This is a genomic window from Streptomyces rishiriensis (genome assembly GCF_030815485.1).
In the GTDB taxonomy this organism is placed as follows: domain Bacteria; phylum Actinomycetota; class Actinomycetes; order Streptomycetales; family Streptomycetaceae; genus Streptomyces; species Streptomyces rishiriensis_A.
On the sequence record NZ_JAUSWV010000002.1, the window covers coordinates 3,531,392 to 3,556,381 of the forward strand.

Here is a 24,990-nt window from a genome sequence, read left to right on the forward strand (position 1 = left end):
GGGGCGAAGTCCGGTGGTGGTCAGTGGCCGTGCAGGGCTGCCACGGCCCGCGCGAGGGCCTGCGGCACATCCGGTACGAGCGCGTGCACTCCGTCGCGTACGACGTGACGCCCGGCGACGACCGTATGCCGTACGTCCGCCGCGGTCGCCGCGAATACGGCCGTCTCGGCGCCGAGCCTGGGCACCGGGCCCGCCGTCCTGACCGAGTCGAGCGCGATGGTCGTGAAGTCGGCGACCGCGCCGGTCTCCAGGGTGCCCGCGTTCGGGTTGCCGAGGGCGGCGTGGCCGTCGGCGGAGGCGGCGCGCAGCAGGGCGGCCGCCGTCCAGTGACCCCGGGTGCGGGTGCGCAGCCGCTCGTTCAGCTCCATCGCGCGGGCCTCTTCGAACAGGTCGATGACGGCGTGGCTGTCGGAGCCGAGGGAGAGCGGTGAGCCGGCGGCCTGGAGGGCCACGGCCGGGCCGATGCCGTCGGCGAGGTCCCGTTCGGTCGTCGGGCACATGCAGGTGCCGGTGCCGGAGCGGCCGAGGAGGGTGATGTCCTCGTCGGTGAGATGGGTGTTGTGGACACCGGTGGTGCGCGGTCCGAGGACTCCGTGCTCGGCGAGGAGCCGGGTGGGCGTGCGGCCGTGGGCCGCCCGGCAGGCGTCGTTCTCGGCGGTCTGCTCGGACAGGTGCACATGCAGCGGTGCCCGGCGCTCCTCGGCCCAGCGCGCCACGGTCGCCAGCTGCCCGGCGGGCACCGCCCGCACGGAGTGGATCGCCGCCCCGATCCTCGCGTGACCCCGTTCCTTGAGAAGTGAACAGCGTTCTGCCCAGGCGTCCGCGTCGCCGTCGGAGAAGCGGAGCTGGTGGGCGTTGGGGGGCTGTCCGAAGCCGGCGGAGAGGTAGGCGGTGTCGAGGAGGGTGATCCGGACACCGGCTTCGGCGGCGGCCTCGATGAGGGCCTCGCCCATCGCGTTGGGGTCGGCGTAGGGGGTGCCGCCGGGGGCGTGGTGCAGGTAGTGGAACTCTCCGACGGCCGTGATGCCCGCCAGCGCCATCTCGGCGTACACGGCGCGGGCCAGCTGGTGGTAGGTCTCCGGGGTGAGCCGGTCGGCGACCGAGTACATGACCTCGCGCCAGGTCCAGAAGGTGCCGGAGCCGACCTGGACGGTGCCGCGCAGGGCGCGGTGGAAGGCGTGGCTGTGGGTGTTCGCCAGGCCGGGGAGGGTGAGGCCGCGCAGGATCTCGGCGCCGGGCGGCGGGGTGTCGACGCCCGTCCGGACGGCGGTGATGCGGCCGTCCGGCCCCGCGGCCGAGCCGCTCGTCGACACCGTGAGGGCGACGCCCGGCTCGACGTGCGTGTCGAGCCAGGCGTGCTCCAGCCAGTACGTCCGTGTCCGCTGCGTGGGGGTCACCGGCAGGCCAGTCCTTCCAGTACGTCGGCGAGGGCGTGCACCCCGGCCACGCAGTCGTCCTCGGCGGCGAACTCGGCGGGGGAGTGCGAGACGCCCGTGGGGTTGCGCACGAACAGCATGGCGGTCGGGACGGTCCCGGACAGGATTCCGGCGTCGTGTCCGGCGCCGGTGCCCAGGACGGGAACCTTGAGGTCCGTGTCGCTGCCGAGGATGCGGGCGAGTTCGTCGCGCAGGGCGTGGTCGAACTCGACGACGGGCGTGAACGACTCACGGACGACGTCCAGGTCGATGCCGTGGCCCTCGGCGTATGCGCGGGCGGCCTGCTCCACCCCTGCGACCACGGTGTCGAGAGTGGCCTGGTCGGCGGCGCGTGAGTCGAGCCAGCCGCGCACCAGGGAGGGGATGGCGTTGACGCCGTTCGGCTCGACGGAGATCTTGCCGAACGTGGCGACGGCGCCCGCGAGCCGGGCCTCGCGGCGGGCGGCCAGCACGGTCTCGGCGTACGGCAGCATGGGGTCGCGCCGGTCATCGAGCCGTGTGGTGCCCGCGTGGTTGGCCTCGCCCCGGAAGTCGAACCGCCAGCGCCCGTGCGGCCAGATCGCGCTGGCGAGGCCGACCCGGTCCCCGCTCAGGTCGAGGGCGCGTCCCTGCTCCACGTGCAGTTCCACGAAGGCGCCGATCCGGGCGAGCCGCTCGGGGTCCGCGCCGATGGCGTCGGGGTCGTGGCCGGCGGCCTCCATGGCCTGCGGGAGGGTGATCCCCTCGCCGTCGGTGAGCCGGTGGGCCTGCTCCGCGGTGAGCCGGCCCGCGGTGAGCCGGGAGCCGACACAGGCGAGTCCGAAGCGGGCGCCCTCCTCGTCACCGAAGTTCACGAGGGCGAGCGGCTTGGTGAAGGTGACGTCCCGCGCGCGGAGTTCGTCGAGGGCGGCGAAGGAGGACACCACGCCCAGAGGGCCGTCGAAGGCGCCGCCGTCCGGTACGGAGTCGAGATGCGAACCGGTGACGACGGCGTCCCCGGCCGCCGGGTCGCCGAGCCAGGCCCACTGGTTGCCGTTGCGGTCGACCTCGTACGTCAGTCCCCGCGCCTCGGCCTGTTCCCTGAACCAGGTCCGGCAGTCGGTGTCCGCGCCGGTCCAGGCGTAGCGGCGGTAGCCGCCGGAGGCGGAGCTGCGGCCGACCGGCAGCAGCTCCGCCCACATGCTGTGGAAGGTCACGCGTCGTCACCTTCACGCATGGGCACCCGTACGTCCCGCTCGTCCGCGACGGACTCCGCGATGTCGTACCCGGCGTCCACGTGCCGGATGACGCCCATGCCGGGGTCGTTGGTGAGGACACGGCGGATCTTCTCGCCGGCGAGCTTGGTGCCGTCGGCCACGGAGACCTGGCCGGCGTGGATGGAGCGGCCCATGCCGACGCCGCCGCCGTGGTGGATCGACACCCAGGACGCCCCGGACGCCACGTTGACCATGGCGTTCAGCAGGGGCCAGTCGGCGATCGCGTCGGAGCCGTCGAGCATGGCCTCGGTCTCGCGGTAGGGGGAGGCCACGGAGCCGCAGTCGAGGTGGTCGCGGCCGATGGCCAGCGGGGCCGCCAGCTCGCCCGAGGCCACCATGTCGTTGAAGCGCTCGCCCGCCTTGTCGCGCTCGCCGTAGCCGAGCCAGCAGATCCGGGCGGGCAGGCCCTGGAAGTGGACGCGCTCACCGGCCAGCTTGATCCAGCGGGCCAGGGACTCGTTCTCCGGGAAGAGGTCGAGCATCGCCCTGTCGGTCTTGGCGATGTCGGCCGGGTCGCCGGAGAGCGCCGCCCAGCGGAAGGGGCCCTTGCCCTCGCAGAACAGCGGGCGGATGTAGGCGGGGACGAAACCGGGGAAGGCGAACGCCCGGTCGTACCCGGCGAGTCGGGCCTCGCCGCGGATGGAGTTGCCGTAGTCGAAGACCTCGGCGCCGGCGTCCATGAAGCCGACCATCGCCTCGACGTGCTTCGCCATCGACTCGCGGGCCCGGGTGGTGAAGCCGGCCGGGTCCTTCTCGGCGGCGTCGGCCATGTCCTCGAAGGCGATCCCGGTCGGCAGGTAGGCGAGCGGGTCGTGGGCGGAGGTCTGGTCGGTGACGATGTCGATGGGGGCGCCCGTCGCGAGCAGCTGCGGGACGAGTTCGGCGGCGTTGCCGAGGAGGCCGATGGAGAGCGGCTTGCGCTGGTCACGGGCCTCGACGGCCAGCCGGAGCGCGTGGTCCGGGTTGTCGGCCCTGACGTCCAGGTAGCGGTGCTCGATGCGGCGCTCGATGGCGCGCGGGTCGCAGTCGACGCAGATCGCCACGCCGTCGTTCATCGTGACGGCGAGCGGCTGGGCGCCGCCCATGCCGCCGAGCCCGGCGGTGAGGGTGATCGTGCCGGCGAGGGTTCCGCCGAACTTCTTCGCGGCGACGGCGGCGAAGGTCTCGTAGGTGCCCTGGAGGATGCCCTGGGTGCCGATGTAGATCCAGGAACCGGCGGTCATCTGGCCGTACATGGTCAGCCCGAGCTGCTCCAGCCGGCGGAACTCCTCCCAGTTGGCCCAGTCGCCGACGAGGTTGGAGTTGGCGATGAGGACGCGCGGAGCCCACTCGTGGGTCTGCATGACGCCGACCGGGCGGCCGGACTGCACGAGCATGGTCTCGTCCTGCTTGAGGGTCCTGAGCGTGCGGACCATCGCGTCGAAGGAGCGCCAGTCGCGGGCCGCCTTGCCCGTGCCGCCGTAGACGACGAGCTTGTCGGGGTGTTCGGCGACCTCGGGGTCCAGGTTGTTCTGGAGCATCCGCAGGGCGGCTTCCTGCTGCCATCCCAGGGCGCTCAGTTCCGTACCGCGTGGCGCTCGTACGGGGCGGGGTCCTGACATGGTCTGCCTCCTTGCGGATGGGTGATCCCGGCGGTTTTTGCTGTTGTTATTCACATCCTGACTTGATGAATAGGACTAGTCAATACATCGGGCCGCAGCTTCGGGGCCACGGCCGCAGCGCGGCGTCGTGGGGCCAGGTCATCCGGGACGACGGCACGCGGAGGCGGCGACCGGGCGGCCACGGCGCGCGGGGGCGGCGGGGCACGGAAGGCCACGGCCGCGAAGGCGGCGGACGCAGGCAGGCGTGGGGCGCAGGCAGGCGTGGGGGCGCGCGTCTTCGCATTCACCACCCCGCGGTGGCACGCGCGCCGTTGACGCGCGCCGGTGGACCGGTGTTGAACGGTGAAGAGGCGGCGCACGGGGCCCCGATTCGGCCCGAAGCGCGGTCAGTCGACCCACGTTAGCCACCCCGCCGCATGTTCCGCTGGAAAATGCCAGAACACTCACTCCTCGGCGCCTACGTTGCGTAGCTTCTTCCTCACTCAGCCGAACCGAAGGCGGGAGGGGAGCCCAACGGTGCCCGGAATCGACGAGTGTCTCCTGGAGGCCATGCGGCTGCCCGGTGCCCGGGGGGCCGCGCTGGTCGACTGGACGAGCGGGCTGGCCCTGGGGGCGGTCGGGGAGTTCCCCGGCGGCGACCACGAGGCGGCGGCCGCCGAGGCGGCCGAGGTGGCCCGGCTCACGGCCGAGCAGCGGGCGTTCGCCCCCGACGGCTACGACGACCACGGCGGTCAGGACGAGCGAGGAAGCGGGGGCGGGGCCGCCGAACCCCCGGTCGAGGACCTGATCATCAGCAACCGGGACAGCTATCACGTGCTCCGCTTCGTACCGACGTCCTTCGACAGCAGCGTGTTCCTGCACGTGTGGCTGTCCCGTCCGGACGGCAACCTCGCGCTGGCCCGGATCCGGCTGGGCGAGATGGCCGGACGGCTGGTGCTGGGGTGACCGCGGTGAGAACGCCCCCGCAGGGGACGACCCCGCCGCCCCGGCTGCCCGTGCGGGAGAAGTCGGCGGCCCGGGAGCGCGGCAGCGGACTGTCGCCGATGCTGACCCGGCTCGCGGCCGAACGGGCGACCGGTGTCCTGGAACGCGAGCGCGGCTCGCTCTACCTCGCCGAGGGCCGTGTGGTGCACGCCGAGAGCCCCCTCGCCCCGGGCCTCGACGTGCTCCTCCTGGCCCACGGCACCCTCTCCCCCGACGTCTGGCAGGACGCGGTGGACCGGGCCGACGAGGAGTACGGCGTCGCCCGGCTGCTGCTCGACGCCGGTCGCGTCCCGCGCGGCGCGCTGGAACTGTGCCATCTGGAGGCGGTGTACGACGCGGCGTACTTCGCGCTCACCCCCAGCAGCACCCCGGGCCGCTTCCACTACGGCGCCGGGCACTGGCTGGGCCCGCTCCTGCCGGTCCCGGTCGAAGCGGTCGAGCGCGAGACGCTGCGCCGGCGCGAACTGCTGCACCGGCTGTGGCCCGACCCGCTGACCGACGGGGCGCCGCTGCGGCGGGCCGAGACCGTCGCGGCGCCCGCGCCGACCGCCCGGCAGAGCGCGGTGCTGGCGTCGGTGGACGGCGTACGCACCGCGCCGGACATAGCCCGGGAGCTGGGCCGACAGGCCTTCCACACCCTGGTGGACGTCCGGCGGCTGGCGGCGGCGGGCCTGCTGACCGCCCTCTTCCCGCCACCCCGGCCGCACCGCGCGCCGCCGGGCGCGCCCCCGCTCCCCTCCCGGTCGGCCGCAGATCCGGCCGTGAGTCCCGCCGCCCCCACCCCGGAACCCGACCCGCCACCGGGCATCGCCCTGCCCCGTGTCAACGACCCCGACATCACCTTGCTGAAGAGGCTCAGGGATGCGCTGGAGGCCCTTTGAACGGCAGCGACCGCGCGCCGAGAGGAGCGAGCTGATGGTGTCCGAGCCCGAGATACTCGACGAACTCCGGCGACTGCGGGCCCGGGTGCCCCAGTTGACCGGGGCCCTGACGGCCGGCGTGGACGGTCTCGTCCTCGCCCACGACACACCCGGCGTGGAACCGGAGGTGGTGGCCGCGCTGACCGCCGCCGCCCTCGGCGTCGCGATGCGGATGGCGGACACCACCGGCCAGGGCGACTTCCGCGAGCTGCTCGTGCGCGGCGTCCACGGCTACGTCGCGACCTACGCGGCCGGCGAGAGCGCCGTGCTGACCCTGCTCGCGCAGGACCGCGTCAACGTCGGCCGGCTGCATCTGGAGGGCCGCCGGGCCGGGGCCCGCATCGGGGAGCTCGTCGACGCGTGGGAGGCGAAGGCGCGGGAGGCGAAGGCCGCCGCGCCACCCCCGGCGCCGGCGAGGACACCCGCGAAGGCGCCCGTACGGACGCCCGCCAAACCACCCGTCGTACGGACCAGATCGGCGCGCGGATCGGCGACCACCAACGCGCGCACCACCACGGAAAGTTGAGAAGGAACCGAGGAGCACTGTCATGGCCAACACCGAAACCACACTGAAAGAGTGTCTCGCCTCGATCGAGGGCGCGACCGGAGTGGCGCTCGTCGACTACACCAGCGGCATGGCGCTGGGCACGTTGGGCGGCAGCAAGACCTTCGACCTGAACGTCGCCGCCGCCGGGAACACCGACGTGGTGCGCGCCAAGATGCGCACCATGGAGCACCTCGGGCTCAAAGGCCAGATCGAGGACATCCTGATCACGCTGAACGACCAGTACCACCTGATCCGGCTGATCAGCGGCCGCGGCGGCAACGGCCTCTTCATGTACCTGGTCCTGGACGCCAAGCGGGCCAATCTGGCGATGGCGCGCCACCAGTTGAAGAGGATCGAGGAGGACCTCGAGGTCTAGCCGGTCCGGTCCGACCGGAGAGTCCGGCCGGACCGGTTCCGTGCCTAGACCAGCGCCGCGGTGCGGCGGCGGGACCCGCCCGGGGCCGCGTCGCCCGCCGCGATGCCGGTGCTGCGGTACGCCTTGACGGCCTTGCCCGCCGGGCGTCCGCCGCGCCGGTCCAGCCAGTCCACGCGTACCCACAGCAGAGCGTCGTCGGCCTGCTCGCGCCGCCCCAGCCAGGCGGCCTTCAGCCGCAGTCCCGTCCCCCAGCCGGCGAGCAGCAGTCCGGCGGCCGCGGGCACCGCGAAGGAGCTGCCGAGCGCGGCCACGAAGGCGAGCAGCAGCCACCAGCGGTGACCCCGCCGCCAGGTGCGCACGGTCACCGCCCGGTCCTGAAGCACGTCGTGCTTGCCGGCCCGGGCGGCGCCGCGCCCGAGGTCGAGGAGCCGCCGACGGCCGCGCCACGCCACCACGGCGACGGCGACGATGAACAGCGCGGCCCCGGACAGCACCCCGATCCGCCGTCCGGTGAGGCCGGGTACCAGGACCCCGACCCCCGCCGCGAACACTCCGCACCACCACAACGGCGCGGCCCCGGCCCGTACGACGACGGCCACCCGAGCCAGCCCCTGCCCTCCGCGCGCCACGTCCGCCTCCTGCTCTGTCCGGCACAGTCTCGTGACCGTTCAGACTAGTGAGCGAACGTGAGACGAGTCTGAGAGAACCACCGGAAAGGCGCGCCTTCCGCAAGCGGCGGCTACTCCACGAAGAGCCCCCGCGCCGCCGCCCGCGCGTCGAACTCCTCGAGCCGGGCCTGGGCGTCGGGCAGGTCGTCGCACATCGCCTCCAGCAGTACCCGTCCGAGCAGCATCGGCGCGCACGCCGTGTCGAAGGCGAGGCCGGTGCCGACGGCGGCCGGCAGCAGCAGGTCGGAGACCTTGGCGACCGGCGCGAACGCGGAGTCGGCGACGGTCACCACACTCAGCCCCGCCTCCCGGGCATAGGCGAGGGTGTCGACGACCTCACGCGGATGCCGGGGCAGCGCGAAGCAGAGCAGGGCCGAGGCACCCGCCCGGACGGCGGCGTCGATCCGGTCATGGATCATCGTGCCGCCCTCGTTCAGCAGCCGTACGTCCGGATGGACCTTGGCGGCGAAGTACGCGAACCCGTACGCCTGGGAGGCGGCGGCCCGCAGTCCGAGCACGGGGAGCGGGCGGGAGGCCGCCAGCAGCCGGCCCGCCCGCTGCACCGGGCGGGGATCGGCGAGCAGTTCGGCGAGGTGCTTCAGGTTCTCGATCTCGGCCTCGACGGCCTGCTGGTACTCGTTGCGGGAGACCGGGCCGGCCGTCCGCTCGGCGGGGGCGACCTCGCGCAGGTGCTTGCGCAGGGCGGGGTAGCCGTCGAAGCCGAGGGCGACCGCGAAGCGGGTCACCGACGGCTGGCTGACGCCCGCGAGCTCGGCCAGCTCCACGCTGGACAGGAACGGCACGTCGGCGGCGCGCCGCACCATGCTGTGCGCGATGCGCCGCTGCGTCGGCGTCAGCCGGTGCACCTCGAAGAGCGCCTGCAGCCGAGCGGCGGGACTGTCCGGCACACCGGCCCCCGGTGCCGCGCCCGGTGCCCCCGGACCCGATGCCCCCGGACCCGGTACTCCCGGACCTGCCGCCGCTCCTCGGCCCGGCACTCCCGGCACCGCCCCACCGGTCTCCGTCTCCGCGCTCATGCCCCGCTCCCCCTCCAGATGTCCGTGAACCGGCCCAGCAGCCCGGCCGCCGCCCGTACGTCGTCCGTGAGCGGCCGGCCGGCCTGTTCCGCGTCGAGCACCGCTTCGGCCGGCTCCAGCGCCCGGCCCGCCGGAAGTCCCGGTCCTGACCGCGGCAGGCGCCGGCGCGGCGCCCGTACGGCGGCGACGGGTCCGGCAGCCGACGACGAGACGGTACGCGGCACAGGCACGCAGTGTCTGCCGGGCGGCGGGCGAGGCGAAACCGGCCTGTTCCCCGACGCCCCGGGAGAGTACAGCGTGGCCGGGCGAGCGTCCTCGTTCCGGCCGGCGCCGACTCCGGTGGCGCGGCCGTGGACGCGACCGGCGGCGGCGTTCTGCCGGGCGGCGACCCAGGACCCGGTCATCCGCTGCGTCGCCCCGGTGCGGGGGACCGGGCGGGCGGCCCGGTCGGCGGGCCGCGCGACGTCCGCGACGCCGGGAGCGGTCCCGCCGAGGACGACGGGACCGGAGCCCGTCCCCGCAGGGTCCTCCACCGTCCGAGACGCCATAAGGCCACGAACTCCCATCGATCCGGACACGCGATCCCGCCTGCCGGTCCGTCGTCCGTTGCCTCGGATCACCACCGGACCGTTGACAGGCTATTCATCTACCGAGAACTCTGCATGACGTTATACAGCCGGGCAAGGGACAGCTCACGATCCGGCTCGCTCCGAGGGAGGTGTACGGCGTGAGTTCGGGTTCCCCGCACCCGGCCGCTCCGGCGCCCGCCTCCCGCGAACCCGACGCCGGACAGGGGGGCTAACCCCAGTGCGGGGGGCGTTCCCGCTCCCTAGCCTGGTCTCCATGACGGGATGGGAGACCACCATGGAAGCGCGCGACGCGGACCTGAAGAAGGAACTCGACGCCACCCTGGCGACCCGCAGGGAGCTGGGCGAGGAGTACGAGTCCGCGCTGGTGGACTCGTTCCTGGAGAAGGTCGACCAGCGCATCGACGGCGTCGTGGAGCGCCGGGTGCGGCGGCAGTTCGCGGAGCAGCAGATGGTGGCGGCCCGGGACGCCCGCTCGCCCAGGGCGACGGACTCGTGGGGCGAGCGGTTCGGCTTCGGCATCGTCTCGCTGGTGCTGGCGGTCCCGCTGTCCGCGATCGGCGCGGGCACCGCGCACCTGCCCGGCCTGATCGTCTCCTGGGTGGGCATCGTCGGCGTCAACGCGGTCCAGGCCGCCCGCTCCCACCCCGGCCTCTTCGGCACCCGCCGCCGCTCCTCGAAGGACAGCGACTGGGAGGAGTGACCGGGCAGCCCGGGGGCCCGGGGTTCACGCCTGGCGGGTCGGCAGCACCATGATCTGGCGCAGGTTGACGTGCCGCGGGCGGCTGGTGGCGTAGGCGACGACGTCGGCGACCTCGGCTGCGGACAGGCCGCCGATGTGGTCGAACATGCCGTCCAGCTGCCCGGCCAGCTCGGCGTTGTCGAGGTGCGTGGCCAGTTCGGTCTCGGTCAGCCCGGGCTCCACGTTGGTCACCCGCACGTCACGCGGTCCGAACTCGATGCGCAGGGCCTGGGAGAGATAGGTGACGGCCGCCTTGGTGGCGCCGTACACCCCGTAGTTCGGGAACGCGACGTGCGCGGCGATGGACGAGACGTTGACCAGGTCCGCGGCCCGTCCCCCGGCGGCGGCGTCCACCAGGTCCGCGGTGAAGGCGCGGATCACCCGCAGCACCCCGGTGACGTTGGTGTCGAGCATCCGCCGCCACTCGTCGATCCGGCCGTCGTCGACGGGGTTCGGCAGCATGACGCCGGCGTTGTTGACGACCAGATCGACGTTCCCGTAGGCCTCGCGGATCCTGGCGGCCGCCGCGTCCACGGACGCGTCGTCGGTGACGTCGGCGACGACGGCCAGGGCGTCGCCCCCGTCCGCGCGGATCTTCTCCACGACCGACTCCAGCCGGTCCCCGCGCCGGGCCAGCAGCGTGACCCGGGCACCCGAGGCGGCGAGCAGCAGGGCCACCGCCTCACCGATCCCGCTGGCGGCTCCGGTGACGACGGCGGTGCGGCCGGCCAGGCTCGTGTACGGCGTCTCGTGCGACATCTGTTGCTCCTGGGAAGGCGGGCCGGGGCGGTTCCCCGGCGGCTCGCTCCACCCTGGCCGTCCGCGGCCGCGCTACCCAGGGATGCGCTTTTCCTGGGTCTGCCAGTACCAGGTTCGCGGCTCGCCCCTCCCCTACCATCGAACGCATGGACGGGGACCTTGGAGACTTTCTGCGCTCGCGCCGCGCCCGCATCCAGCCGGAGGAGGTCGGACTGCCCTCGCACGGGCGCCGGCGCGTACCCGGGCTGCGACGCGAGGAGGTGGCGCAGCTCGCCGGAGTGAGCGTCGACTACTACATCCGCCTGGAGCAGGGCAGGGGCCCGAGCGTCAGCGACGCGGTCCTCGGCGCGGTGGCGCGCGTCCTGCGCCTGGACGACACGGAGCAGGCCTATCTGCACGCCGTCGCCCGCCCGCGCAAGCAGGCCGGGCGGCCGGCCGCGCCCCGCGTCCGCGCCGGCGTCCAGTCGCTGCTCGACAGCATGGAACGCACCCCGGCCTTCGTGCTGGACCAGCGGATGGACGTGCTGGCGTGGAACGCGCTCGCCGACGCCGTCTTCGGCTACGGCCGCACCGGGCCCGCGGGCCGCAGCATCCCGCGGCACGTCTTCCTCGACCCCGCCTCCCACGACTTCTATCCGGACTGGTCCGCGGTGGCCGTCCAGTGCGTCGCGCATCTGCGGATGCTGGCGGGCCATCACCAGGACGACCGCCGGCTGACCGCCCTGGTCGGGGAACTCTCGCTGAAGAGCGACCACTTCCGCCGCCTGTGGGCCGATCACCCGGTCCGGGAGTGCGCGTACGGGGTGAAGCGGATCCGGCACCCGGTCGCGGGCCTGCTGACGTTCCCCTACGAGACGCTGGCGGTCGCGGCGGACGCGGACCAGAACCTGCTGGTCTACACGCCGGACGCGGGCTCCGAGACGGAGGAGCGGCTGCGGCTGCTGGCCAGCTGGAAGGCGACACCGGTGCAGACGTCGTCCTAGGTCCTGTGCCGGACGCGACCTGGGGGGCCTGTCCGTCGGACAGGCCCCCCAGGAGCGGAAGCTTGCGCGGGGACCGCCGCACCCCCGTTGCCGGGGGGCGGGACGACGGCGGTCCCCGCGAGGGACGCGGGCCGGGTCAGGCCGGGCTTGCGCGTCCATGGCGTCGGTGGAAGGTCCGGGAGCCGCTCCGGAGGTCCGTGACGCCGTTTCGGTGCCGGTGGGGCGGGGAGCCGCTCCCGCCCTGCCGACACCCATAAATATGCCGGACGCGTGTTAACCGAGTGCTGCGTCGACGTGACACCCTCGTACCACTTCCGCGAAGTCCACCATTTCGGTAGGCAAACGGAAGTTCAGCGCCCGCGGAGGCCGTTCACCGGAGGTTTCCCCGGGGTTTCTCCCCCTGCCCCCGGAAAGTCACTTCCCGCCCTTGGCCAGGAAGGCCAGCAGGTCCTGACGGCTGACGACCCCGGTGGGCTTGCCCTCGACGAGGACGATCGCCGCGTCCGCGGTGCCGAGCACGGACATCAGGTCGCCGACCGGCTCACCGGAGCCGACCTGCGGCAGCGGGGCGGACATGTGCTTCTCCAGTGGGTCGTCCAGGGAGGCCCGCTGGGTGAACAGCGCGTCCAGCAGCTCCCGCTCCACGACCGACCCGACGACCTCGGCGGCCATGACGTCCGGGTGACCGGCGCCGGGCTTGACGATCGGCATCTGGGAGACGCCGTACTCGCGCAGCACCTCGATGGCCTGGCCGACGGTCTCGTCCGGGTGCATGTGGACGAGGGACGGGATGGCGCCGTGCACCTTGTCGTTGAGGACGTCGGCGACCCGCGCGCTGGGACCCTCGTCCTCGAGGAAGCCGTAGTCGGCCATCCACTCGTCGTTGAAGATCTTCGAGAGGTAGCCGCGACCGCTGTCGGGCAGCAGGACGACCACGACGTCGTCCGGGCCGAGCCGCTCGGCGACGCGCAGGGCGGCCACGACGGCCATCCCGCAGGAGCCGCCGACGAGCAGTCCTTCCTCCTTCGCGAGCCGCCGGGTCATCTGGAAGGAGTCCTTGTCGGACACCGGGACGATCTCGTCGGCGACGGTCCGGTCGTAGGCGCTCGGCCAGAAGTCCTCACCGACGCCCTCGACCAGGTACGGCCGCCCGGACCCACCGGAGTACACGGACCCCTCGGGGTCGGCGCCGACGACCTGGACGCGGCCCTCGCTCGCGTCCTTCAGGTAGCGGCCGGTGCCGGAGATGGTGCCGCCGGTGCCGACGCCGGTGACGAAGTGGGTGATCCGTCCGTCCGTCTGCTCCCACAGCTCAGGGCCGGTGGAGTGGTAGTGGGAGAGCGGGTTGTGCGGGTTGGAGTACTGGTCCGGCTTCCACGCGCCCGGCGTCTCCCGCACCAGCCGGTCGGAGACGTTGTAGTAGGAGTCCGGGTGCTCGGGGTCCACGGCGGTGGGGCACACCACGACCTCGGCGCCGTACGCCCGCAGTACGTTGATCTTGTCGGTGCTCACCTTGTCGGGGCACACGAAGATGCACTTGTACCCCTTCTGCTGCGCCACGATGGCCAGGCCGACCCCGGTGTTTCCGCTGGTCGGCTCGACGATCGTGCCGCCCGGCCGGAGCTCCCCGCTCTTCTCGGCCGCCTCGATCATGCGCAGGGCGATGCGGTCCTTCACGGATCCGCCCGGGTTGAAGTACTCCACCTTGGCCAGGACGGTCGCCCGGATGCCCTTGGTCACGCTGTTGAGCTTCACCAGCGGGGTGTTGCCGACGAGGCTGATCATCGAGTCGTGGAATTGCACCGTTGTCTCCGGTTGCTTGCAAAAACAGTGGTCGTAGTGGTTACGCCAGGGTACGGCCCGGGCGGCGGCCGGGTCGGCACGTTCACTCCCGGTTGAGATTGGGCGACGGTGCGTACGGGGCAAGGAGTGGGTGTACGGACACGAGGAGGTGGCGTCGAGGCATGACGAGCATGTCGAGGGCGAGAGTGGCCCGGCGCATCGCGGCCGGCGCGGCCTATGGCGGCGGCGGCATCGGCCTGGCCGGGGCGGCGGCCGTAGGGCTGGTGGTGGCGGAGGTCCATCTGGCGCGGCGCCAGGTGAACAACGGGGCGCATCCGCACGTCCCCCAGGCGGAGGGCCGCTACGGCCTCGCCTACGACGCGCCGGGTCCCGGCAAGGAACCCCTGCGCCTGACGATGCTGGGCGACTCCACCGCGGCCGGCCAGGGCGTGCACCGCTCGGGACAGACCCCGGGCGCCCTGCTGGCCTCCGGCCTGGCGGCGGTCGCCGAGCGTCCCGTGGAACTGCGCAACGTGGCGCTCCCGGGCGCCCAGTCCGACGACCTGGACCGCCAGGTCGCGCTGATCCTGTCGGACTCCGACCAGGTGCCCGACGTCTGCGTGATCATGATCGGCGCGAACGACGTGACCCACCGGATGCCGCCCACCCGCTCGGTCCGCCATCTGTCCTCGGCGGTACGACGGCTGCGCACGGCCGGCGCCGAGGTCGTCGTCGGCACCTGTCCCGACCTGGGCACGATCGAGCCGGTCCAGCAGCCGCTGCGCTGGCTGGCCCGCCGGGCCTCACGCCAGCTGGCGGCCGCCCAGACGATCGGCGCCGTCGAGCAGGGCGGCCGCACGGTCTCCTTGGGCGACCTGCTGGGCCCCGAGTTCGAGGCCAACCCGCGCGAGCTGTTCGGCCCCGACCACTACCACCCCTCGGCGGAGGGGTACGCGACGGCGGCCATGGCGGTCCTGCCCACGGTCTGCGCGGCCCTCGGCCTCTGGCCGGCGGACGAGGAACGCCCGGACGTCTCCCGCCGCGAGGGTTTCCTGCCGGTGGCCCGAGCAGCGGCGGAGGCGGCCTCGGAGGCCGGCACAGAGGTGACAGCCGCGATGCCGACGGGCCCCCGAGGCCCCTGGGCCCTCCTGAAGCGCCGCCGGAGGCGGCGGGTGACGGAATCGGAGCCGACATCCCGCCCCAGCACATCGGGAGTCTGACCCACCGACCCACCGACCCACCCGGGGCCCCGGCGCACCGGCCGCCCGGGGGTCCGGCCCACCGGCCCGGCCCACCGGACCCTCCGGAGACCGCCCATCCAACCCGGCCGGAATCCGCCTACACGACCGCCCGGGGCCCGGCGTTCCAGCCCGCCCGGGGCCTGCCCTTCGAACCCGCCCGGGGCCCGGCGTTCCAGCCCGCCCGGGACCCGGCCTTCGACCCGCCCGGGGCCCGGCGTTCGAACCCGCCCGGGACCCGGCCTTTCTACCCGCCCGGGGCCCTGCGTTCCAGCCCGTCCGGGACCCGGCCTTCGACCCGCCCGGGGCCTGCCCTTCGAACCCGCCCGGGGGACCCGGCCGTCCAACCCGCCCCGGGAGTCCGCTTCTCAGCCCGTCCGGCGTTTGAGGACGAGGCCCCTTCAGGGCCGATCTGGGGTCTGGAGGCGCAGCCCCAGGGGCCGGTCCCCAGGGCCCGCACGCGGAACCACCCGCAGATTTCCCGGCCCACCACCGAAGACCAAAGCAAGCGCTTAGTAAATTGCGGTCAGAGTCACACCGCCGCCCCCGTGACCCAGCCCATACGTACGGGTAACTTCCCAGACAGCCGTGCCCGTACGAACCCCCTCGCCAATGGAGCCGTGATGCCCGAAGCAGTCATCGTCTCGACCGCCCGCTCACCCATCGGCCGCGCATTCAAGGGCTCCCTGAAGGACCTGCGCCCGGACGACCTCACCGCCACGATCATCCAGGCCGCCCTCGCCAAGGTCCCCGAGCTGGATCCGAGGGACATCGACGACCTGATGCTCGGCTGCGGCCTGCCCGGCGGCGAGCAGGGCAACAACCTCGGCCGCATCGTGGCGGTGCAGATGGGGATGGACCACCTCCCCGGCTGCACGATCACCCGCTACTGTTCCTCGTCCCTGCAGACCAGCCGGATGGCCCTGCACGCCATCAAGGCCGGCGAGGGCGACGTCTTCATCTCGGCCGGCGTCGAGACGGTCTCCCGGTTCGCCAAGGGCAACTCCGACAGCCTGCCGGACACCCGCAACCCGTTCTTCGCCGAGGCGGAGGCCCGCACCGCGGCCGTCGCCGCGCAGGAGGGCACCACCTGGCACGACCCGCGCGAGGACGGCCTCGTCCCGGACGCGTACATCGCGATGGGCCAGACCGCCGAGAACCTCGCCCGCATCAAGGGCGTCACCCGTCAGGACATGGACGAGTTCGGCGTCCGCTCCCAGAACCTCGCCGAGGAAGCCATCAAGAACGGCTTCTGGGAGCGGGAGATCACCCCGGTCACGCTCCCCGACGGCACCGTCGTCAGCAAGGACGACGGCCCGCGCGCCGGCGTCACACTGGAGGGCGTCCAGGGCCTGAAGCCGGTCTTCCGCCCCGACGGTCTGGTCACCGCCGCCAACTGCTGCCCGCTGAACGACGGTGCCGCCGCGGTCGTCGTCATGAGCGACACCAAGGCCCGCGAGCTCGGCCTCACCCCGCTCGCCCGCATCGTGTCGACCGGCGTCTCCGGCCTGTCCCCCGAGATCATGGGCCTGGGCCCGGTCGAGGCGAGCAAGCAGGCGCTGCGCCGGGCCGGCCTCACCATCGACGACATCGATCTGGTCGAGATCAACGAGGCGTTCGCCGCCCAGGTGATCCCCTCCTACCGCGAGCTCGGCATCGACCTGGACAAGCTGAACGTCAACGGCGGCGCCATCGCCGTCGGTCACCCCTTCGGCATGACGGGCGCCCGCATCACCGGCACGCTGATCAACTCCCTTCAGTTCCACGACAAGCAGTTCGGCCTGGAGACGATGTGCGTCGGCGGCGGCCAGGGCATGGCGATGGTCATCGAGCGCCTGAGCTGATCGCCCGAACCGGGGCCCTGGGCAAGGCCCCTGAGTAACTGCCCCCGCACGCCCCGTGACGGATCGGCCCGGAGTCCGGAAAGCCCCTGGATTCCGGGCCGTTCTGTGATCCAATCTCCCCCAGGATGTGACCTATCTCCCTCCCCGGAGGGATTTACGCAGCTCAGCGCCTTTCTGCACCAAACCCCAGGCCCAAAGTCCTGCCCGTTTCGTGACGTTACGCACTGACAGCTGGATAGTCCGCCCTTCAAGCTGATGTAGGAAGTCGGGGGTCGACTTTGAACCGGGAGTACGTCAGTGAGCGCCATGCCGATCGCCTTGCTGGTCACCACGGCCGCCACGGGCGCCGTGGGCGTCGCCGTCCTGCGCACCCTTCTGCAGTTGCGCCGGCAGGTCGCCGCCCTGCACACCCAGCTCGCCAAGGACGCCAGGAACGCCGAGGAGACCGCCGCCGAACTGCGCGGCTTCGTCCCGGCCGCCCGTAGTACGGCGGACGCGTCCGAGATACGCGCCGCCGTCGCCGAGGCGCTCGCGGAGGAGCGGGAGCGGGAGCTGGCCGAGGCCCGCGCCTTCTGGGCCGCCCAGGAGGCCCGTGACGCCTCCGACGCGCCCACTCTGCTGGGCCTCCCGGACAGCGAGCTGTTCCTGCCCCGGCAGACCGACTTCGTGGGCCTGGAGCCCCTGGAGTCGGTGAGCGAGCCGTCCGCGGACGCCGACGAGTTCGCCGGGGACTCCGCCGAACTGGCCGCCGCCCGCCGCCGCCACCCGTCCCACCCCGACTTCGTACCGGTCCAGTCACCGCTCGTGAACGACCACGAGCGCACGGTGGCGACGCTCGAGGAACTGGCCGCGTCGCAGATCGAACTGACCGATGTCCGCCCGGGCCCTCTCGGCACCCTGGACGTCTACGTCTTCGCCGACGGCACCACCCTGTGCATGACCCCCGGCCACCGCGAGACGGCGGAGCGCCTCGCCGCGGCCCTCACCGCGGGCGAGACCCCGTTCCTGCTGGGCGGCTCGGGCATCTCGGGCGCGTACACGCTGACGTTCCAGTGCGGCGCGGAGAACGTCTACATCCTCGCCGACCGGGTCATAGCGAGCCTGTGAGGCTCACAGGCCTCACCTGCCTCACACGCCCGCCCGCTTCTGCGCCTGCGCCACCAGTTCCACAGCTTCTCGGATCTGGCCCTCGTCCGTGAGCACGAGGGCCAAGTCGTGCGCCGCGACGGTGATTTGGTCGGCGGCGGCGAACATACCGGCGTCCGGCATCTCGCGGGGCGGCGATCCCGGGTCCTCGATGAGCTGCGTGCGCCGGGCCAACTCCCTGGCGAGCGCCAGCGCCTCCGCGGCCGCGCCTCTTTGGAGGCGGCTCTGCGGAGCGGCACGCAGACGATCGGCGAAGTGGTCCACCGCACGGGTGAGGGACGTCGTATCAGCCACGGCGCGAGACTACGCGTCGCACCGGGACTGTTGCCAACGGGCGAACACTCAGGCACGGTGACCTGAAGGACCGGCTTACATCCCCTTTGCTACCGGAGGCGCCGATGTCCCATGTCCTCTCCGAGGAGACCCACCGCAACATACTGGCCCGCATCCCCCATTGCACCGGTCGTGAAGTCGCCGACTGGCTGCGCACCGTCGACGAAGGCCCCGCTCTCCGCTTCGAGGAGAAGGTCAGCTGGCTGCGCGCCGAGCACAACCTCGCGTACGGCCATGCCAAGGCGATCATCCACGAGTACGACCTGAGGAGGGCCGCGCGCAAACTCCTCTAGCGCGCACGCGACACACCGCCCACGGACACGGAGAAGGGCCCCGGGATGTGATCCCGGGGCCCTTCTCACCGTCCGACCGGTGTGCGGTCGACCCGGCCGCTCGTGGTCGCTCGGTCGCTCGGTCGCTCAGTCGCTGTTGAGGATCGACAGGAGTCGCAGGAACTCCATGTAGATCCAGACCAGCGTCAGCGTGAGGCCGAAGGCGGCGAGCCAGGCCTCCTCGCGCGGGGCGCCGTACGCGATGCCGTCCTCGACCTGCTTGAAGTCCAGGGCGAGGAAGCAGGCGCCGAGCAGGATGCCGATGACACCGAACACGATGCCGAGCGGACCGCTGCGGAAGCCGAGGCCGTCACCGCCGCCGAAGACGGTGAACAGCAGGTTCACGGCCATCAGAAGGACGAAGCCGAGCGCGGCGGCCATCACGAAGCCGTAGAAGCGCCGGTTGACGCGGATCCAGCCCGCCTTGTACGCCACGAGCACACCGGCGAAGACCGCCATGGTGCCCATCACGGCCTGGGCGACGACGCCGTCCGCGATGTACGTGGAGACCGCGCTGGAGATCACGCCGAGGAAGACGCCCTCGAGGGCGGCGTACGACAGGATCAGCGCGGGGGCCGCGCGGCGCTTGAACGACTGCACCAGGGCCAGCACCATGGCGACCAGGCCGGCGCCGATGGCGATGCCGTACGACTTGCCGAGGTTGGCCTCGTCGACGGGCAGCAGCACCCAGGACAGCACCGCCGTGAGGACCACCAGGCCGAGCGTGGTCGCGGTGCGCGCGACGACGTCGTCCATGGTCATGCGGCCGGTGGCGGCCGGGGCCTGCGGCGGGGCGCCGTACTGAAGGTCCTGCTGGGCGTAAGGGTTCTGCGCGTACGGGTTGCCGGCCTGCTGGGCGTAGGGGTTGCCCTGCTGCGTGCCGACTGCGGGTCCCCCGGCCTGCGGCGCGGCGTTGAAGCCCGCGTAGCCGTTGTCGCGGCTGAACCCCCGTCGCGAGAAGACCGGGTTTCTGCTCCTCATTGCACTCCTCCGTGGCCACACTGCGCGGCCTTGAGCTCAAGGGTAATGGGTAGGCAAAGGATTGACCCTAGTGCTTGGGGAGGATCTTTCCCTCTTGCTGCTGGCCAACACGCTACGTGGCGTCGTGATTCCCGGCACAGGAGGGAGGTATTCATGACCAAGCCGCGACACGGCCGGTATCGCGCGGAGACCGGACGGCCCCGGACGGGCCCCGAAGGAACGCGTTGTCCGGTCACCCGAACGGGAACCCGGTGTACGCCTCGGCCAGGTCGGTCTCGGCGGCGCGGGAGGAGGCGATCCGCTCCAGACGGGCCAGCTGGAGACGGTCCTCGAAGGAGGTGGCGTCGGGGGCGCGATGCAGGAGGGTGGTCATGTCGTACGAGAACCGCTCGGCCTGCCACACGCGCCGCAGACAGGTCGCGGAGTAGGCGTCCAGGAGAGCGGTGGACCCCGTCTCCCTGCGATGTGCCAGGGCCCGCGCGAAGGTGACGACGTCCCCGACGGCGAGGTTCAGCCCCTTCGCCCCGGTCGGCGGCACGATGTGGGCCGCGTCCCCGGCGAGGAAGAGCCGGCCGTGCCGCATGGGCTCGTGCACGTAGGAGCGCATGGGGGTGACCGACTTCTGGGTGATCGCCCCGCGCTCCAGCTTCCAGTCGTCGTCGGTCTCGAAGCGGCGCTCCAGCTCGTCCCAGATCTCCTCGTCCGCCCATGCCTGCGCGTCCGTGCCCTCGGGCACCTGGAGGTAGAGACGGGAGACGGACGGGGAGCGCATGGACAGCAGCGCGAAGCCGCGGTCGTGGCGGGCGTAGACGAGCTCGTCGTGCGAGGGCGGCACGTCGGCGAGGATGCCGAGCCAGCCGAACGGGTACGTCCGCTCGAAGACGCGGGTCAGCTCCTGCGGTATCGCCTGCCGGGCGATGCCCCAGAAGCCGTCGCAGCCCACCACGTAGTCGCACTCCAGGACGTCCTCGACGCCCTCGTGGCGGAAGCGGACCCGCGGGTGGTCGGTCTCGGCGCCCTCGACGGCCAGCGCCTCCGCCTCGAACAGCAGCGGGCCGCCGTCCTCGAGCTGGAGGGCGATGAGGTCCTTGCACACCTCGGTCTGCGCGTAGACCGTCACGGACCGGCCGCCGGTGAGGGCGGGGAAGTCGACGCGGTGACGCCGCCTGTCGAAGCGCAGCTCTATGCCGTCGTGGCGCAAGCCCGCGCGGTCCATGCGCTCCCCGGCGCCGGCCGCGCGCAGCACGTCCACCGTGCCCTGCTCCAGGATCCCGGCGCGCTGGCGCTGCTCGACATGGGCGCGGTCGCGGCTCTCCAGCACGACGGAGTCGATACCGGCGTTGTGCAGCAGACGGGCGAGGAGGAGGCCGGCGGGGCCGGCGCCGACGATGCCGACGGTGGTGCGCATCGCGCGATCCCTTCACTGTTCGCACAGTGAAGTTTTCTTCACTGCCTTGGGACGTGAGTCTGCGCCCCCGTCCACCGGGTGTCAACGGTCGATGCGGCGATACGCCGGGAGGTTCTCGTCGAGACCTGAAGGGAGCCGGCCGTCACCGCGGTCAAAGTCTCGATGGAGGATGCAGCGATCGGCGAGACGTCGGAAGTGCCCAGAGCCGGACTTGAACCGGCACGCCCGCGAAGGGGCAGCGAGGTTTAAGCTCGCCGTGTCTGCATTCCACCATCTGGGCAGGCCTGAGGGCTCCGCTTGAGCTTCCGACCCTATCGGGATCCGTCCCTCGAACAGCGGAACAGCGGACCGATGTTGTCTTATTTTATTGACGTCTGAGGGTGCATCAGCACCTGGAACTGGCCATCCGCACGTGCCAGTAGCCTCGCGCCTGGCAACCGCTCGTGTATGCGGAATGACGGAATTTCACCGTCCGAACGAGGTTGCTCCACCGGTTCTTGACGATCCGGCTCTCAGGGACGGGCGTCATCCCCAGGTATGACACAGCGGTCCACCGTCCGACCCGAGGCTGCCTTCGGAACCGGAACAGCGGGTGACTACACGGCCGTCGGCGGCCAGGACGATGGTGCACATCCCCCAGACATGCCGTCGTCCCGTCAGGAGCCCCGCCCGTGACCACCAGCCCCCTCGCCGACCGGACCACCACGGTGGCCGCACGCGCCACGGACCTGTCGAAGATCTACGGACAGGGCGAGACCCAGGTGGTCGCTCTGGACCGGGTCTCGGTCGACTTCCGGCAGGCCGAGTTCACCGCGATCATGGGACCCTCCGGCTCCGGCAAGTCCACGCTGATGCACTGTGTGGCGGGCCTCGACAGCTTCTCCTCCGGCTCGGTGCGCATCGGCGACACCGAACTCGGCACGCTGAAGGACAAGCAGCTCACCAAGCTGCGCCGGGACAAGATCGGGTTCATCTTCCAGGCGTTCAACCTGCTGCCGACGCTGACGGCGATCGAGAACATCACCCTCCCGATGGACATCGCGGGCCGTAAGCCCGACAAGGAGTGGCTGGAAAAGGTCATCCGGATGGTGGGGCTCGCCGACCGGCTGCGTCACCGGCCCTCGCAGCTCTCCGGCGGTCAGCAGCAGCGGGTCGCCGTCGCCCGCGCCCTCGCCTCCCGACCGGACATCGTCTTCGGTGACGAGCCGACCGGAAACCTCGACTCGCGTTCGGGCGCCGAGGTACTGGGCTTCCTGCGCAACTCGGTGCGGGAACTGGGGCAGACGGTGGTGATGGTGACCCACGACCCGGTGGCGGCGGCCTACGCGGACCGGGTGATCTTCCTGGCGGACGGGCGGATCGTCGACGAGGTGTACGGGCCGACGGCGGACTCGGTGCTGGACCGCATGCTGCGTCTCTCCGGGGGAAACCCCCGGACCCCCGAGTCCGACGCCAAGGGCCGCACCAGCTGATCCCCCACCGGGACCGACCGCTCGTCGCCGAGCAGGACTGAGAAGAACCCATGTTCCGTACCGCCTTGCGCAACGTACTCGCGCACAAGGCCCGGCTCCTGATGACCGTGCTCGCCGTGATGCTCGGCGTGGCCTTCGTGTCGGGGACGCTGGTCTTCACCAACACTCTTTCGGGCGCCCTCCAGAACAGCTCCGCCAAGGGCTTCGACCAGGTCGACGTGGCCGTCACCGCCGAGGTCCAGGACGACGTCGGCGACCGCATCGTCAAGACGCCCGAGCTGACCCAGGCGCTGCTGGAGCAGAGCGCGAAGGCGCCGGGCGCCGCGTCCGCCATCGGCGTCGTCAACGGCTTCACCGCCATCGCCGACAAGGACGGCAAGCTCATCGGCGGCGGCTTCCAGTCGCAGGGCGGCAACTACTGGGGCGACAAGGACGCCCGGTACCCGCTCGCCACCGGCCGCGCGCCGAGCGGCGCCGGCGAGGTCGCCATCGACTCCCGAACCGCCGAGCGGGCCGGGTACGGGGTCGGCGACACCGTACGGATCTCCGTCGACGGTCCCGTCCTCGCCCCGAGGATCACCGGCATCTTCACCACCGACGACGGCAATGTCGCGGCCGGCGGCAGCCTCGCCCTGTTCGACACGGCGACCGCGCAGACACTCTTCGGCAAGCCCGGCACCTACGACGAGATCGACGTGCGGGCCGCCGCCGGGACCTCGCAGAGCGCGCTGAAGGCCGCGCTGGACACCGCCCTGCCGAAGGACGAGGTCGAGACCACCACCGGCAGGCAGCTCGCCGACGACCAGGCGGAGATGATCTCCGCGTCGATGAGCGGGATGAAGCAGGGCCTGCTGGTCTTCGCCGGGATCGCGCTGTTCGTCGGCACCTTCATCATCGCCAACACCTTCACCATGCTGGTCGCCCAGCGCACCAAGGAACTCGCGCTGATGCGGGCGGTCGGCGCCTCACGCCGGCAGGTCACGCGGTCGGTGCTGATCGAGGCGTTCGTCGTCGGCACGGTCGCCGGGGTGACCGGTCTGATCGCCGGCGTCGGCATCGGGGCCGGGCTGCGCTCACTGCTCGGGACGCTGGGGGCGACCGTCCCCGACGGCCCGCTCGTCGTCTCGGGCGGCACGGTCGCCACCGCGCTCGTCGTCGGCGTCGTCATCACCATGCTGGCCGCCTGGCTGCCCGGCCGCCGGGCCGCGAAGATCCCGCCGGTCGCCGCGATGAGCAGCGTGCATGCGACCGCGAGCACCAAGTCGCTGGTGCTGCGCAACACGCTGGGCGCGCTGTTCTCGGCGGCGGGCGTCGCCGTGGTCCTGGTCGCGACGACGATGAGCGGCTCCGACGGCCAGGCCCCGATGGGGCTCGGCGCCGTCCTGCTCATCCTCGGCGTCTTCATCCTGACCCCGCTGCTGTCCCGCCCGCTGATCGCGGCCGCCGCGCCCGTCCTGCGGATCTTCGGGGTGTCCGGCAAGCTGGCCCGGCAGAACGCGGTGCGCAACCCGCGCCGTACGGCGGCCACGGCCTCCGCGCTGATGATCGGCCTGACCCTGATCACCGGCATGACGGTGATGGCGGGCAGCCTCCAGAAGTCCATCGACAAGATGGCGTCCTCCGCGATCAGGGCCGACTACGTCGTGTCGATGGCGAACGGCAACGAACTCTCCGCCGACATCGACGAGAAGCTGAAGGCCGCCGCCGGAGTGACCGCCACCAGCCCGATGCGCAACGCGCCCGGCCGGATCGACGGCACGACCGAGTACCTCACCGGCGTCACCGGCTCCACCATCGGCGCCCTGACCGACCTGGAGGTCGGCCAAGGCTCCTTCGAGGTGGGCGGCGGGCAGGTCGTCGTCGACGACGCCACCGCCGAGTCGCACGGCTGGAAGGCCGGTTCGTCCTTCACGGTGAACTACGAGGACGGCAAGAAGCAGCAGCTGACGGTGTCCGGGGTCTACGAGGGCAACGAGCTGATCGAGGGCATCCTGCTGGACAACGCCGCCCTCACCCCGCATCTGGCGGACCCGACCGACATGCGGGTCATGGTCAAGACCTCCGGCGGCGCCTCGGACGCCACGAAGGACCGGCTCGAGAAGGCCCTCGGCTCCAACCCGGCCATCAAGGTCCAGAGCAAGCAGGACCTCTCCGACGAGGTCGCGAAGATGTTCACGCTGATGCTGAACATGCTCTACGGGCTGCTCGCGATGGCCGTGATCGTCGCGGTCCTGGGCGTCATCAACACCCTCGCGATGTCGGTCTTCGAGCGTTCCCAGGAGATCGGCATGCTGCGGGCCATCGGCCTGGACCGGCGCTCGGTCAAGCGGATGGTCCGGCTGGAGTCCCTGGTGATCTCGCTCTTCGGCGGGGTGCTCGGCATCGGCCTGGGCGTGTTCTTCGGCTGGGCGGCCGGTGAGCTGCTCGGCACCCGCATGGCCACGTACGAACTGGTCGTGCCGTGGGCCCGGATGGCCGTCTTCCTGGTGCTGGCCGCCGGGGTGGGCATCCTGGCCGCGCTGTGGCCGGCCCGGCGGGCGTCGCGCCTGAACATGCTGACCGCGATCAAGTCCGAGTAG

At 72.1% G+C, this 24,990-nt stretch carries 22 protein-coding genes, 1 tRNA gene and 1 pseudogene; 12 read left to right on the top strand and 12 right to left on the bottom strand.

What is annotated here, in order from left to right; translation table 11 throughout:
* Positions 1-20: 20 nt before the first annotated feature.
* The 3 genes from QF030_RS18110 to hutU are packed head-to-tail and all read right to left on the bottom strand — an operon-like array spanning position 21 to position 4,272.
* Positions 21-1,397, bottom strand: coding sequence for a formimidoylglutamate deiminase (locus QF030_RS18110; RefSeq protein ID WP_307163709.1), 1,377 nt, complete (start codon positions 1,395-1,397; stop codon positions 21-23).
* Positions 1,394-2,611 (bottom strand): allantoate amidohydrolase, encoded by a 1,218-nt coding sequence (locus QF030_RS18115; RefSeq protein WP_307163710.1) that lies wholly within the window; start codon positions 2,609-2,611, stop codon positions 1,394-1,396. The genes QF030_RS18110 and QF030_RS18115 overlap by 4 nt, the downstream gene beginning before the upstream one ends.
* On the bottom strand, positions 2,608-4,272 hold the full coding sequence (gene hutU, locus QF030_RS18120; protein ID WP_307163711.1) for a urocanate hydratase: 1,665 nt from the start codon (positions 4,270-4,272) through the stop codon (positions 2,608-2,610). The genes QF030_RS18115 and hutU overlap by 4 nt, the downstream gene beginning before the upstream one ends.
* Positions 4,273-4,788: 516 nt before the next feature.
* On the opposite strand from hutU, the gene QF030_RS18125 reads away from it, so the two are divergent.
* The 4 genes from QF030_RS18125 to QF030_RS18140 are packed head-to-tail and all read left to right on the top strand — an operon-like array spanning position 4,789 to position 7,099.
* On the top strand, positions 4,789-5,217 hold the full coding sequence (locus QF030_RS18125) for a hypothetical protein (protein ID WP_307163712.1): 429 nt from the start codon (positions 4,789-4,791) through the stop codon (positions 5,215-5,217).
* A complete protein-coding gene (locus tag QF030_RS18130; RefSeq protein ID WP_307163713.1) occupies positions 5,214-6,137 on the top strand; it encodes a transcriptional regulator in 924 nt (307 codons plus the stop codon). Before QF030_RS18125 ends, QF030_RS18130 begins: the two co-directional genes overlap by 4 nt.
* A gap of 34 nt (positions 6,138-6,171) precedes the next feature.
* Positions 6,172-6,702: a roadblock/LC7 domain-containing protein gene (locus QF030_RS18135; protein WP_307163714.1), complete on the top strand. Its 531-nt coding sequence runs from the start codon at positions 6,172-6,174 to the stop codon at positions 6,700-6,702.
* A gap of 22 nt (positions 6,703-6,724) precedes the next feature.
* Positions 6,725-7,099 carry a hypothetical protein gene (locus QF030_RS18140; RefSeq protein WP_307163715.1) on the top strand — a complete coding sequence of 125 codons (375 nt, stop codon included), beginning with the start codon at positions 6,725-6,727 and terminating at the stop codon, positions 7,097-7,099.
* A gap of 44 nt (positions 7,100-7,143) precedes the next feature.
* Here QF030_RS18140 and QF030_RS18145 read toward each other — a convergent pair whose 3' ends face one another.
* From QF030_RS18145 to QF030_RS18155, 3 genes and pseudogenes are all read right to left on the bottom strand, one after another.
* On the bottom strand, positions 7,144-7,728 hold the full coding sequence (locus tag QF030_RS18145) for a hypothetical protein (RefSeq protein ID WP_307163716.1): 585 nt from the start codon (positions 7,726-7,728) through the stop codon (positions 7,144-7,146).
* 110 nt (positions 7,729-7,838) lie between these two features.
* A complete protein-coding gene (locus QF030_RS18150; protein WP_307163717.1) occupies positions 7,839-8,804 on the bottom strand; it encodes a MurR/RpiR family transcriptional regulator in 966 nt (321 codons plus the stop codon).
* A pseudogene (locus QF030_RS18155) lies at positions 8,801-9,113 on the bottom strand (histidine ammonia-lyase); the annotation flags it as partial. The gene QF030_RS18150 and the pseudogene QF030_RS18155, both read right to left, overlap by 4 nt.
* Before the next feature lie 555 nt (positions 9,114-9,668).
* Here QF030_RS18155 and QF030_RS18160 point away from each other — a divergent pair.
* Positions 9,669-10,094, top strand: coding sequence for a hypothetical protein (locus QF030_RS18160; protein WP_307167611.1), 426 nt, complete (start codon positions 9,669-9,671; stop codon positions 10,092-10,094).
* Between the two features lie 24 nt (positions 10,095-10,118).
* On the opposite strand, the gene QF030_RS18165 is transcribed toward QF030_RS18160, so the two are convergent.
* Positions 10,119-10,892 carry an SDR family oxidoreductase gene (locus QF030_RS18165; protein WP_307163718.1) on the bottom strand — a complete coding sequence of 258 codons (774 nt, stop codon included), beginning with the start codon at positions 10,890-10,892 and terminating at the stop codon, positions 10,119-10,121.
* 146 nt (positions 10,893-11,038) lie between these two features.
* On the opposite strand from QF030_RS18165, the gene QF030_RS18170 reads away from it, so the two are divergent.
* Positions 11,039-11,875 carry a helix-turn-helix transcriptional regulator gene (locus QF030_RS18170; protein WP_307163719.1) on the top strand — a complete coding sequence of 279 codons (837 nt, stop codon included), beginning with the start codon at positions 11,039-11,041 and terminating at the stop codon, positions 11,873-11,875.
* Between the two features lie 414 nt (positions 11,876-12,289).
* Here QF030_RS18170 and QF030_RS18175 read toward each other — a convergent pair whose 3' ends face one another.
* Positions 12,290-13,678, bottom strand: coding sequence for a cystathionine beta-synthase (locus QF030_RS18175; protein ID WP_307163720.1), 1,389 nt, complete (start codon positions 13,676-13,678; stop codon positions 12,290-12,292).
* Positions 13,679-13,839: 161 nt separating this feature from the next.
* Between QF030_RS18175 and QF030_RS18180 the strand changes: the two genes are divergently transcribed.
* From QF030_RS18180 to QF030_RS18190, 3 genes are all read left to right on the top strand, one after another.
* Positions 13,840-14,877 (top strand): SGNH/GDSL hydrolase family protein, encoded by a 1,038-nt coding sequence (locus QF030_RS18180; RefSeq protein WP_307163721.1) that lies wholly within the window; start codon positions 13,840-13,842, stop codon positions 14,875-14,877.
* 641 nt (positions 14,878-15,518) lie between these two features.
* A complete protein-coding gene (locus tag QF030_RS18185; protein WP_307163722.1) occupies positions 15,519-16,739 on the top strand; it encodes an acetyl-CoA C-acetyltransferase in 1,221 nt (406 codons plus the stop codon).
* A gap of 297 nt (positions 16,740-17,036) precedes the next feature.
* On the top strand, positions 17,037-17,846 hold the full coding sequence (locus QF030_RS18190; protein WP_307163723.1) for a hypothetical protein: 810 nt from the start codon (positions 17,037-17,039) through the stop codon (positions 17,844-17,846).
* Positions 17,847-17,867: 21 nt separating this feature from the next.
* On the opposite strand, the gene QF030_RS18195 is transcribed toward QF030_RS18190, so the two are convergent.
* Positions 17,868-18,179, bottom strand: coding sequence for a hypothetical protein (locus QF030_RS18195; RefSeq protein ID WP_307163724.1), 312 nt, complete (start codon positions 18,177-18,179; stop codon positions 17,868-17,870).
* Positions 18,180-18,283: 104 nt separating this feature from the next.
* On the opposite strand from QF030_RS18195, the gene QF030_RS18200 reads away from it, so the two are divergent.
* Positions 18,284-18,511: a DUF4287 domain-containing protein gene (locus tag QF030_RS18200; RefSeq protein ID WP_020128488.1), complete on the top strand. Its 228-nt coding sequence runs from the start codon at positions 18,284-18,286 to the stop codon at positions 18,509-18,511.
* A gap of 126 nt (positions 18,512-18,637) precedes the next feature.
* Here the strand turns inward: QF030_RS18200 and QF030_RS18205 are convergent, their stop codons facing one another.
* The 3 genes from QF030_RS18205 to QF030_RS18215 all read right to left on the bottom strand — a co-directional run bounded on the left by QF030_RS18205 (position 18,638) and on the right by QF030_RS18215 (position 21,219).
* Positions 18,638-19,531, bottom strand: a complete 894-nt coding sequence (locus QF030_RS18205; RefSeq protein WP_307163725.1) for a Bax inhibitor-1/YccA family protein — start codon at positions 19,529-19,531, stop codon at positions 18,638-18,640.
* A 232-nt stretch (positions 19,532-19,763) separates the two neighbouring features.
* Positions 19,764-20,939: a 4-hydroxybenzoate 3-monooxygenase gene (locus QF030_RS18210; RefSeq protein ID WP_307163726.1), complete on the bottom strand. Its 1,176-nt coding sequence runs from the start codon at positions 20,937-20,939 to the stop codon at positions 19,764-19,766.
* 196 nt (positions 20,940-21,135) lie between these two features.
* Positions 21,136-21,219: transfer RNA gene (locus QF030_RS18215), tRNA-Leu, on the bottom strand.
* 391 nt (positions 21,220-21,610) lie between these two features.
* Here QF030_RS18215 and QF030_RS18220 point away from each other — a divergent pair.
* A complete protein-coding gene (locus tag QF030_RS18220; RefSeq protein ID WP_307163727.1) occupies positions 21,611-22,411 on the top strand; it encodes an ABC transporter ATP-binding protein in 801 nt (266 codons plus the stop codon).
* 50 nt (positions 22,412-22,461) lie between these two features.
* A complete protein-coding gene (locus QF030_RS18225) occupies positions 22,462-24,990 on the top strand; it encodes an ABC transporter permease (RefSeq protein ID WP_307163728.1) in 2,529 nt (842 codons plus the stop codon).